Source organism: Legionella tunisiensis (assembly GCF_000308315.1).
GTDB lineage: Bacteria > Pseudomonadota > Gammaproteobacteria > Legionellales > Legionellaceae > Tatlockia > Tatlockia tunisiensis.
The window spans coordinates 1-10,504 of the sequence record NZ_CALJ01000017.1; the positions used below are offsets into that span (position 1 = coordinate 1).

Genomic DNA, 10,504 nt, shown 5'->3' on the forward strand with positions numbered 1-10,504 from the left:
ACCATCCTTTCAGTTCAAAATGGTGATGCAGAGGCGCCATACGAAACAAACGTTTTCCACCCGTGTATTTAAAATACCCTACTTGCAAAATGACTGATACTGTTTCAATAACAAACAAACCACCCATGATCAGGAGTACTAATTCTTGTCTGACAACAATTGCCACAATGCCTAAGGCAGCCCCTAAAGCCAATGATCCCACATCACCCATGAATACTTGTGCAGGGTAGCTGTTATACCAGAGGAAACCTAGACCTGCGCCAACAATAGATGAACAAAAAATAGTCAACTCACCGGTATTGGGTACAAACGGAATAGCCAGATAATGAGCATACAGTGCATTCGAGCTTGCGTAAGCAAAAATACCCAAAGCACCAGCAACCATCACAATAGGCATAATAGCCAAGCCATCCAAACCATCTGTCAGATTAACCGCGTTACTACTTCCTACGATTACAAAATAGGCAAGCACAGGAAATAAAGGACCAAGTGCAATAAACCAATTTTTGAAAAAAGGAACCGATAATTGCGTGCTTACTGGAATATCAGCACTGCAATAAAGATAGAAAACTGCAGCAAGAGCAATCATGGATTGCCAAAAATACTTCCAACGGCCTGGTAATCCCTTACTATTTTTACGGACTACTTTGCGATAATCATCAACCCATCCAACAATACCAAATCCCGTCGTTACTAATAAAGCCAGCCACAAAGCCGATTGCCGTAAATCACCCCAGAATAGACAACTTACAAGAATGGCCAACAAAATGAGTACCCCCCCCATCGTAGGGGTTCCGGCTTTTGACAAATGAGTTTTAGGTCCATCATCACGAACCATCTGACCAATTTGTAGATTTCGCAACCAACGAATCATCAAAGGACCACAAAAAAGCCCGACTAGCAGAGCAGTTAGTGCGGCTAAAATAGAACGGAATGTTAAATACTGAAACACTCTAAACGCATGATACTGTCCTTGTAATAGCTGCGTTAACCAGTAAAGCATGTTATCTGTACCTCTCGTCAAAGAAAAATTAAGTGCTATCAACAGGTAAAATAAAAGGTAGAACTTAGAGTAACGCTCCAATTTCATTTACCTGTATACCAAGCAGTGTTGAGACCGCGCAAAAAATTGCCAAGCATACCACAAACTAGTTCATTCAACCCACCAATTGGCGCACAATTTTTTCCATCGCTGAAGAGCGCGACCCCTTTACTAACACCGTCGTGTTCGCATCTAATTTAGTGAGCAAATCTTGCGCCAACTCGTCTTGATTTTTGTAATGTTTGGCTGCCGAACCGAACGCTTTAGACGTATGTTCGCTATGCACCCCACAAGTCATCAGCAAATCAATACCTTGACGCTGGGCAACCTGGCCAATTTCTTCATGGTGCTTTTGAGTCCAGGCCCCCAACTCGCCCATATCACCCAAGACGAGAATACGACGACCTTGTCGTTTAGATAACACATCAACTGCAGTCAATACAGAACGTAAATTGGCATTGTAGGTATCATCAATAACCAGGGATTGGTTCTTTCCGGATAAAAAGTCATTCGCCCGGCAACGCCATTAAATTGACTTAAACCTTGGACAATGTCAGTCAAAGAAATCCCTGCAGCATAACAGCAAGCCGCTGCAGCCAACGCATTGCGTACAGTATGTTCACCCGGGATTTTTACGGTAAGCGATGCTTGGCCGCCAGGAAGAACCAAAGTAAAGGTTGCACAGCCCTGTTGATTGAAAGAGAGATCACGTGCATACACATCAACGGGCTTTGTTAAAGAAAAACGAAGAACTTTTTTATCTGTCAGGAACGCATCCCAAAAATGAGCATAGTCATCATCATCATTGATAACAGCAGTGCCGTTAGGAGCAAGTCCTTGATAAATTTCCCCTTTAGTACGCGCAACGCCATCAATGGAGCCAAAACCTTCAATATGAGCCGGAGCGATATTATTTATTAACGCAACCTGTGGTTTGACCATCGCGACTGTATAAGCAATCTCTCCGGGATGATTTGCTCCAAGCTCAAACACGGCATAGCGATGCTCAGGTTTTAATTGCAACAATGTCAAAGGCACACCAATGTGATTATTCAGATTTCCCGGAGTAGCATGGGCTGGTTTCGGTAAAATAGAGGCGATCATTTCCTTCACTGTCGTTTTGCCGTTACTACCAGTTAATGCAATGATCGGGCAGGTAATCGATTGACGGTGATGACTAGCGATTCTTGCTAACGCCTGTAAGGTATCAGACACTTCCAACTGCGGGACATTTATTTTGGGATTCGCTTGATTGCAAAGTATAGCAACTGCACCATTGGCAACGGCCTCCTCAATAAAATCGTGGCCATCAAAACGTTCTCCACGCAAAGCAACGAATAAATCGCCTGGCTTTACCTGACGGCTATCAATGCATATCCCTGTAAGCGGTATCTGTTCGACGGAAGGATTATCAAAGAGTGCAGCAATAGTATTTAAGTTCATAGTCTTCATAGATTGTTAAAAGCTTAGTGTACTGATTATTATTGCAACCGGCCAGAGTGGATTTAACGTCTATAAAACATTCTATAAAATCCGAACCAAATTACGCTTGAAATTATATCTCTTATTGGATGTATTGCCCTAAAAAATACATTACGGCACCATGCCACCTTGAAAATAAATCCAGAACGACGGCTAAATAAAGCCAGCCCTCCTGAGTCCAGATATAGGTAATATCTGATACATAGGCTTTATTGGGCTCATTTTTATGAAATTGCCTATTTAAGACGTTTTCATAGACCGGTTTTTTATGATTGCTGTTTGTAGTTACTTTGTATTTCTTTCGATAGCGAACAAAAATTTTTGCTTCTTTCATTAAACTTTTGCTGTTTATCATTCGTACATTTTTAGTTGAAACTCAAACAAAAAACGATTTGGTTAAAAATCTCAATAAGTATATGACCTTATTCTTTTGGCCAACACAGTTCATGATTTGGTTTATCGTCATCCTGTTTGTTTTTATTAACCTGAATTTCCAATTAAATGGAGAGCATAAAAAAGAGTGGGGCAATTAACGAAATTCTTTTAATTCTAAAATTTAGGTCAAAACTTAAACTAAGTAGATAGTGTAAGTGATAACCTACATGAATATTTATACGCTAAGGATTGTTCGGTTTTGTCGCAAAAAATCAGAGTCAAGGTCCCATCCCAATATAAAATCTCGCTTTTGTTCTCATCTAAAAATGCACTTATTTCTATTAAAATAGGCATTTATTATACATTGAGATTAAAAAATGTAAATTCGGCAGCCCCTATGAGGACACCATCAAATTACCTTTCGCGTTACACTTTTCTCTATTGACATAGTTGCAAGATAAGCCGGCAAGATATCACTATCCCTAGAGATAACCAGCATTGCGGTATGGAGTTATCACCGGTTTAATAATAGCCACCGAGATGTCTTGGAGCGATTACTGTATCGAGGGCTCGAGGTAAGCTATGAAACGGTACACCAATGGTGCATCAAGTACGGTCCCCATTTTAAGGCCGTAACTAAACACGTGAGCCAAGACCATCCGATAAATGGCATATGGATGCGCAGTAACTGCGCATCAACGGTGAGACTTATTACTTATGGTGCGCTGCGGTGAAGGAAGGTGCGAGGCGCTTCGAGCACTGTTTGACACAGCAATTTCCCATCACAGCCGAATTTGGAAAGAATCTATTGATGAATGATTAGGGCAGTGAATCTAGCAATCTCTGTATTGATTTTTCCTGTTCATCTGCTGCAACTTTAATCAGGAGTACTTTTAGGCGTGAGGTTGCCCCACGCAAAATAACAATCTGTTTTTGCTGCAGCCGCAGCAATTTTGCCAAATACTGAATCAGCATCTTGTTGGCCTTACCATCCTGTGCACTGGCTTGCAAACAAATTTGCACCCCCCCTGCTGGATCCAATTTTACTGCGTTTTGCCTACTACCTGGTTTAACATTGATCTGTAAGCTGAACTGCCCCTCCTCTCTTTTAAGCCAAGGTGGGTAATTCATAAGGTTCTTTGATATTTAACAAACGCTGATAACAAGCAATACTGGCATCCGTTAGGGGTTGTCGTTGCTCATCAAGTAAAAAGGTATCCAACCCATCACTTAACTGTTTCGCAGTTTCCAACATGATGGCAAAGCGCTCAGCATCAATCGTAGGATTACCAGAGGATTGCATAAACAAGCAAAGACCGCGTACGCTAAAAGCACCGATATTCTGTAAATCAAAAACACCACTCGCTGTAGCAGCCGCTAAACTACACAGCACAGGACCTTGGCCATTGGAATATTGATGGCGATGAAATAGCTGTCCTTCGCCAAAACGCAAACCAGCAGCAAGGACTGTTTGCAATAATTCATAACCAGCTAATTGACGATTTTCTTTTGCCAACAAAAACATCATGACTGATTTACCACCCTCACTGGCAGATGCGGTCGACTTTTCCTCGTCTACCTCTTCTGTATTGGCTGATGTTTTTTGGATAGCAATATCGTCAAGATCTTCATGCTCGCTTTGCAATGTACTAATCTTGCGTACTGCAATAATGTCATCAAACTGTTTATTTTCTGCCATTCCCAATGAAGGATTATAACTGACTGGGGATAAATTTTGGCGTCTTGCTTTCATCAACCGTCCAATAGCAATTACAACTCCAATGAGTAACAGTACATTAAGGATAAGACTCCAATTTGCCTGCATGTTTTACTCCTACTCTGTTAAAGAGCTTATCGTTGTCCTAGGACGAAGACTCACTCATAGACAAGGCCTGCTCCACATCAACTGCAACGATACGTGAGACACCTGGCTCCCGCATCGTTACCCCAATCAAATGCTCTGCCAATTCCATGGTTACTTTATTATGAGTAATAAAGAGGAATTGAACGAATTGTGACATTTCTTTTACTAAATCACAAAATCTACCTACATTTACATCGTCCAACGGTGCATCTACCTCATCCAGCATACAAAAAGGAGAGGGATTCAAACGAAAATGGCAAAAACCAAAGCAACTGCCGTCATCGCTTTTTCTCCTCCGGACAACAAATGAATAGTACTATTACGTTTGCCAGGAGGTTGTGCCATTACCAAGATACCCGCTTCCAACAGATTATCACAAGTCAACTCCAACATGGCACGCCCGCCACCAAAAAGACGAGGAAAAAGTGCTTGAAATGAGGTGTTCACTTCATCAAAAGTTACTTGGAGCCGCTGTTGGGTTTCCTTGTCCATTTTTTCAATAGCAGCCTCAAGTGTTGCCAACGCCTCCATCAAATCCTGATATTGCTCATCTAAATGCTGCTTGCGTTGCAACTCACTCTCATATTCTTCAATAGCAGCCAGATTAATTGCACCTAACCGCTGGATTTTATCCATAATATCCTGTAAAGCTTGCTCACGCATTAGCTGAGTAACGCCTTCTGGAATGGCCGCAAGCAATAATTCGACTTGACTATCAAGCTCCATTAACACGTCCATGACGCCACTGGCACGAACAGCTAAAGCTTGCTCTTGCATTTGCTCCTGCTGAATTTTTTCTTGGATTGTTTTAGCTAATTTTTCTTCACTTCTAACCAACACGTCACTGGCTTCTAATTCTTGCGTAAGGGTACTCAAATTCTCACGCAGCTTACTTAAAGTTATTTCCAGTTCATCATGCTGTTTAATTTTCTCACTTAAAGTCGTATTTAATGTTAGATCAGGGTTATCTAATTCAAGTAACCGGTTTGCCAATAGCTCCAGTCGCTCATTCAAGATCTCTAAACGCGCTTCTTCACGTTGGATATTCTCGCTGAGTTGCTTAATTTTTAACGTTTCGCGCTCTGTCTGCAATTGGCTAGCCTGTAATACTGAATTTCCTTCATCGACCGCTTGCTTACTGGCTAACAGAGCAGATTCCCACACCGCCTTTTCATTAGTTAACACACTCTGTTGCTGCTCATATTGTTTACTGGTTTCAATACGGACCTGTAATAATTGCGTAGCGCTTTCTTGTTGGCTAGCGAGGTCTTCCAATTCCAAACCAAGTTCTTCACCCTCTGTTATTAAAACATCTTTTCGTGTTTGAGCTTGCTCTAGAGTCCGCTCTTTATGCCGTAGTTGTGCTTCACAATCTCTTAATGACTCACGGCTTAGTGACAGTGTTTGTCTGGTAGTCTCAAGTTGATGGTCATTTTCTTTAATCTGTGTATGAACTTGATCTCGATTCGTTTTTAAAGCATTTAAGTGGGTTTGAGCAGTTAAAAGTTCCTTATTAATAACAGTCAATTTTTCTTGACGCAGCAACAATCCTTCTTCATCTGCTGCAGATGAAGCTACCTTAGCCCAACCTTTACCCAACCAATAGCCATCAAGAGTCACTATCGATTCGTCGTCTTTCAGTGTTGGCAGAAAAGCCAGTGCTTCCTCAACGTTAGAGGCAGTATAAATTTTATTGAGATGGTAAATCCAGTTAGGGTGTATACCTTGAATCTTATCGGATAAGCGCGGGTATGCATCCGCCTTTTCGCCGCGTTGGCCCGGACTAACAAATAAAGAGGAGCTGCCTTGTAAATGCTTCATTTCGGGCCACAGCGCGTCCAGTGAATCGAGTACAATTGCTTGTAATCCATCCCCCATCACCCATTCACACATGGCTTGCCAATCTTTATCAACAACCATTGTTTCTACAAGGCGAGGTTTAGTATCCCATTGTGCAGTGTGATCAATAGCCTTGTTTTCTCGCCCCAGTGCAGTATGCTGCGCTGCAAGCAAGGCGGCTTGTTGCGTATTTAACCGATGAACTTCATCCTGTGCCTGATGAAGTGCTTGTTCGATAACCATCAATTCTTGCCGCAATGCAGAGCTGGCAGCAGTGACTTGTTGATGACGCTGATCGTCTAACTCCACTTGGGCTTGCAGTTTGATTAAATCTTCATGCTGAATTTTTAATTCAGCAACAAAATCATCTATTGCTAATATCAGTTGTTCATCTTGAATTTTTTGTAATTGCGATAAAATCTGTTGTCGGCGCTGGTTAAGATGCTGCAGACGAACCTCTTGCACTTGAATTTCACCACGAACCTTGCTTAAGGCTACTTGCACTTGCTGCGTTTCTGTAAGCCAATGAGTATATTGCTGTTGTTTTTCTTGAAAGGCCTGCTGTTTAACCGCTAACTCCATCCGCGCGCTTTGTAGTTTTTCTTGCAATGCCTGCAAAGACGCTTCACAGGCATTTTGTATATCTCGATCTTGCTGTAACTGGCTAGTTGCCATTTGCCAATCAATCTGCAACTGTTGTTGATCGGCCTTTAAACGTTGTTTTCCCGCTGCTGTTGTTGAATTGTTTCTTCCAAACGGGCAATGTCTGTTGCCAATTGATAAAATTTGTCTGCACTTGTTGAAAAGTGTCATTATCATCTTGCAGCTTTTCTCGCTGCACAACACTTTGTTTATAAGCCTCAGTTGCTTTGGTCTGATGCTGCTCATAATCCAGTGATAAACGCTTTAATTCACGTTGCCTGGCTGTTTGTTCCGCAGTTAATGCTTGCCATTTCAAGGCAAGAATTTCCGATTTACACTGCCGCTCTTCTATTTTCAATGATTTATAACGTTCGGCCGCTTTTGCCTGGCGCTCGAGACGTTGTAATTGTTTATCTAATTCATCACGAATATCTGCAACACGTACCAAGTTCTCTCGTGTATGAGTAATACGCAAAACCGTTTCCCGACGCCGCTCTTTATACTTGGATACACCAGCAGCTTCCTCAAGATAAGCCCGTATCTCTTCAGGACGAGCTTCAATCAAACGAGAAATAGTTCCTTGGCCAATGATTGAGTAGCCGCGAGCACCAGCGCCAGTACCCAAAAAATATCAGTAATATCACGGCGACGGCAGCGGCTGCCATTAAGGTAATAAAAGGATTCACCATCGCGAGTAACCAAACGCTTAACAGCGATTTCCTGATAGGCAGCATATTGGCCACTAAGCCGCCCCATACTGTTGTCAAAAACCAGTTCGACAGAGGCCTGCCCTACAGCTTTACGCTGTGAGGAACCATTAAAGATGACATCCGTCATCGACTCACCACGCAGGTTTTTTGCTGAGCTTTCACCCATTACCCAACGGACGGCATCGATAATATTGGATTTTCCGCAGCCATTTGGTCCTACAACAGCAACTAATTGACTAGGAAAAGGCACAACGGTCGGCTCCACAAAGGACTTAAACCCAGCCAGTTTTAACTGTTTCAGATGCATTCGAAACGAAGAAAAGAAAAATTCCTGGAATTGTAACTCAGAACCAACAAAAAGGAGAAGCCTAGCGCTCGATGTATTGCATTCTTGCAACAACAAAAATCTGCTTATCCTCATTGAAAATTTTCTTAAAAATACACCGTAAGGCCATTTTTTTATGGAGAATCATCTATAGTTTATTTATAGGTACCCTACTTGCTAAATTAATCTAAAACACGTGAAAATAGAAATGGTTAGCAATGGCTATCAGGAGATCGGATGACCCACGACACAGAACTTCATGACATTATGCAAACAATTGCTGCAAAAAGCCTGAATCTATTGGAGGGCTTTAAAAAGCAACCTGATCAAATGCCAGGACTTATTAAGCAATTTATGGATTTAACCAGTGATTACCAAGCGCTGATAATTACTTTGTTAAAAAATCCTGAACAAGTATTGCAGATGCAAATTGCTTATTGGCAAGACGCTATAGGTTTAGCACAAGAACAATTCAGTCATTGGCTAGAAGGTAAGCCAATGCCTATTAGTGATCGCCGCTTTAGTGGTGAAGAGTGGCTCAATAACCCCTTTTTCAATTTAATGAGTCAACACTATCTGTTAGCCAGTGAACATATGAATTCTATGCTTGAACATCTTGATTATGGCGATAAGCAGCTCGCCAGAAGAGTTCAATTTTTTACCAGACAATACCTGGATGCCTTGTCTCCTGCTAATTTCTTGCACACCAACCCGCAATTAATGGCTGAAACACTACAAAGTCATGGTAAAAATTTATTACGCGGTTTACAAAACCTATTAACCGATATGGAAGCGGGTTCGTCACGCTTATTGATTAAAATGACTGATACCGATGCCTTTAAAATAGGCGTTAATATTGCGACAACTCCTGGCAAAGTCATTTATCGTAACGACATGATGGAATTGATCCAATACACTGCCAAAACAGACAAAGTCCAGGCAGTACCACTGCTTTTAGTCCCCCCTTGGATTAACAAATATTATATTTTGGATCTCAGTAAGCACAATTCATTTATCGGTTGGCTAGTCGAGCAAGGTATTACTGTTTTTGTTATTTCCTGGGTTAATCCTGATGCCAGTTATGCTCAAAAAGGTATCTATGACTACCTTAAAGACGGCCCCATGACGGCGATTGAAATTATTCAGGAGCAATTACGAGTAAAACAAGTCAACGTACTTGGTTTTTGCATCGGCGGAACCTTAATTGCCTGTATGTTAGCCTATCTTAAAGCCCACAGTGACGACTCGGTTCGCAGTGCCACTTTCCTGGCATCAATGATTGATTTTAGCGACCCTGGTGATATCTCTGTTTTTATCGATGAACAGCAAATTGTTCGTATTGAAGAGGAAATGCACTCCAAAGGTTTTCTCGACGGGCGCTTCATGGCCAGTACGTTTAATTCGCTACGTGCAAATGACCTCGTATGGTCGTTTTTATAAAAATTATCTACAAGGGAAAAATCCTGTTCCATTTGATATTTTGTATTGGAATGCTGACGCGACTAATATGCCAGCCAAAATGCATTCGCAATATTTGCGCTGGATGTACCTTCATAATGATCTAGTAAAACCGGGAAAATCCATCTTAATCATACCCCATTAGATATGACTAAAATTGATGTACCTACTTTTTTCCTCTCCACCCACAAAGATCATATTGCTCCGTGGAAAACCACTTATAAAGGCTTCCAACTAATGCGTGGTAAAAAACGGTTCTTATTGGGCGGCTCTGGTCATATAGCGGGTATCATTAATCCACCAAGCAGCAAAAAATATGGTTTCTATCGCAATCACAGTACTACACAAACAGCAGAGGAATGGTTAGCTAACGCTACCCACAAACCAGATTCCTGGTGGCCAGAGTGGTTAGAATGGTTAAGAAAGGAATCTGGTTCCCTAATAGATCCCCCTAACTTTACTCACTTGCCCTTTAAAGGTCTCGTCGATGCGCCAGGCACTTATGTTTACAAAACCTATAAGTTAGAACCTGCCCAAGAGCAAAATTAGAAACTCACATTTCGCTATCTTGGTGCTTATGATTTGATTTTCTGCACTTCGCTGCTCACATACGAATATGTATGCTCCGCTGCGATGCTCGAATATCAAATCATAAGCCCTCAAGCGAGCGAAATGTAACCAGTCTAAATTTAAAATTTAATTTAACTTTCCTGGAATAAGGATTAAAACATGTCGCGTGGTGTCAGGTGTTGGATTATTAAAAAGAT

General features: G+C 41.6%; 7 protein-coding genes and 3 pseudogenes. 1 reads left to right on the plus strand and 9 read right to left on the minus strand.

Features of this window, described 5'->3' with window-relative positions:
* From mraY to BN58_RS32355, 9 genes and pseudogenes are all read right to left on the minus strand, one after another.
* A partial coding sequence (gene mraY, locus BN58_RS01190) for a phospho-N-acetylmuramoyl-pentapeptide-transferase (RefSeq protein ID WP_026069174.1) occupies positions 1-1,003 on the minus strand: 1,003 nt, incomplete at its 3' end.
* A 154-nt stretch (positions 1,004-1,157) separates the two neighbouring features.
* On the minus strand, positions 1,158-1,481 hold the full coding sequence (locus BN58_RS32335; RefSeq protein WP_232220244.1) for a glutamate ligase domain-containing protein: 324 nt from the start codon (positions 1,479-1,481) through the stop codon (positions 1,158-1,160).
* On the minus strand, positions 1,478-2,485 hold the full coding sequence (locus BN58_RS21030) for a UDP-N-acetylmuramoyl-tripeptide--D-alanyl-D-alanine ligase (RefSeq protein WP_232220245.1): 1,008 nt from the start codon (positions 2,483-2,485) through the stop codon (positions 1,478-1,480). Before BN58_RS21030 ends, BN58_RS32335 begins: the two co-directional genes overlap by 4 nt.
* A gap of 166 nt (positions 2,486-2,651) precedes the next feature.
* A pseudogene (locus BN58_RS01200) lies at positions 2,652-2,870 on the minus strand (IS3 family transposase); the annotation flags it as partial.
* A gap of 848 nt (positions 2,871-3,718) precedes the next feature.
* Positions 3,719-4,030 (minus strand): DUF167 domain-containing protein, encoded by a 312-nt coding sequence (locus BN58_RS21035; protein ID WP_019215271.1) that lies wholly within the window; start codon positions 4,028-4,030, stop codon positions 3,719-3,721.
* Complete coding sequence (locus BN58_RS01215; RefSeq protein WP_019215272.1) at positions 4,008-4,724, minus strand: cell division protein ZipA C-terminal FtsZ-binding domain-containing protein; 717 nt, start codon at positions 4,722-4,724, stop codon at positions 4,008-4,010. Before BN58_RS01215 ends, BN58_RS21035 begins: the two co-directional genes overlap by 23 nt.
* Before the next feature lie 37 nt (positions 4,725-4,761).
* Positions 4,762-5,939 (minus strand): annotated as a pseudogene (locus tag BN58_RS38200) (chromosome segregation protein SMC); the annotation flags it as partial.
* A gap of 1,345 nt (positions 5,940-7,284) precedes the next feature.
* Positions 7,285-7,869 carry a hypothetical protein gene (locus BN58_RS32350; RefSeq protein WP_232220248.1) on the minus strand — a complete coding sequence of 195 codons (585 nt, stop codon included), beginning with the start codon at positions 7,867-7,869 and terminating at the stop codon, positions 7,285-7,287.
* A complete protein-coding gene (locus tag BN58_RS32355; RefSeq protein WP_232220249.1) occupies positions 7,806-8,375 on the minus strand; it encodes an AAA family ATPase in 570 nt (189 codons plus the stop codon). Before BN58_RS32355 ends, BN58_RS32350 begins: the two co-directional genes overlap by 64 nt.
* Before the next feature lie 141 nt (positions 8,376-8,516).
* Here BN58_RS32355 and BN58_RS21045 point away from each other — a divergent pair.
* Positions 8,517-10,286 (plus strand): annotated as a pseudogene (locus BN58_RS21045) (PHA/PHB synthase family protein).
* Positions 10,287-10,504 lie beyond the last annotated feature (218 nt).

Coding starts and splice junctions, on each gene's coding strand:
- BN58_RS21030 (WP_232220245.1), bottom strand. CDS start 2,485: ATGAACTTAAATACTATTGCTGCACTCTTTGATAATCCTTCCGTCGAA.
- BN58_RS21035 (WP_019215271.1), bottom strand. CDS start 4,030: ATGAATTACCCACCTTGGCTTAAAAGAGAGGAGGGGCAGTTCAGCTTA.
- BN58_RS01215 (WP_019215272.1), bottom strand. CDS start 4,724: ATGCAGGCAAATTGGAGTCTTATCCTTAATGTACTGTTACTCATTGGA.
- BN58_RS32355 (WP_232220249.1), bottom strand. CDS start 8,375: ATGAGGATAAGCAGATTTTTGTTGTTGCAAGAATGCAATACATCGAGC.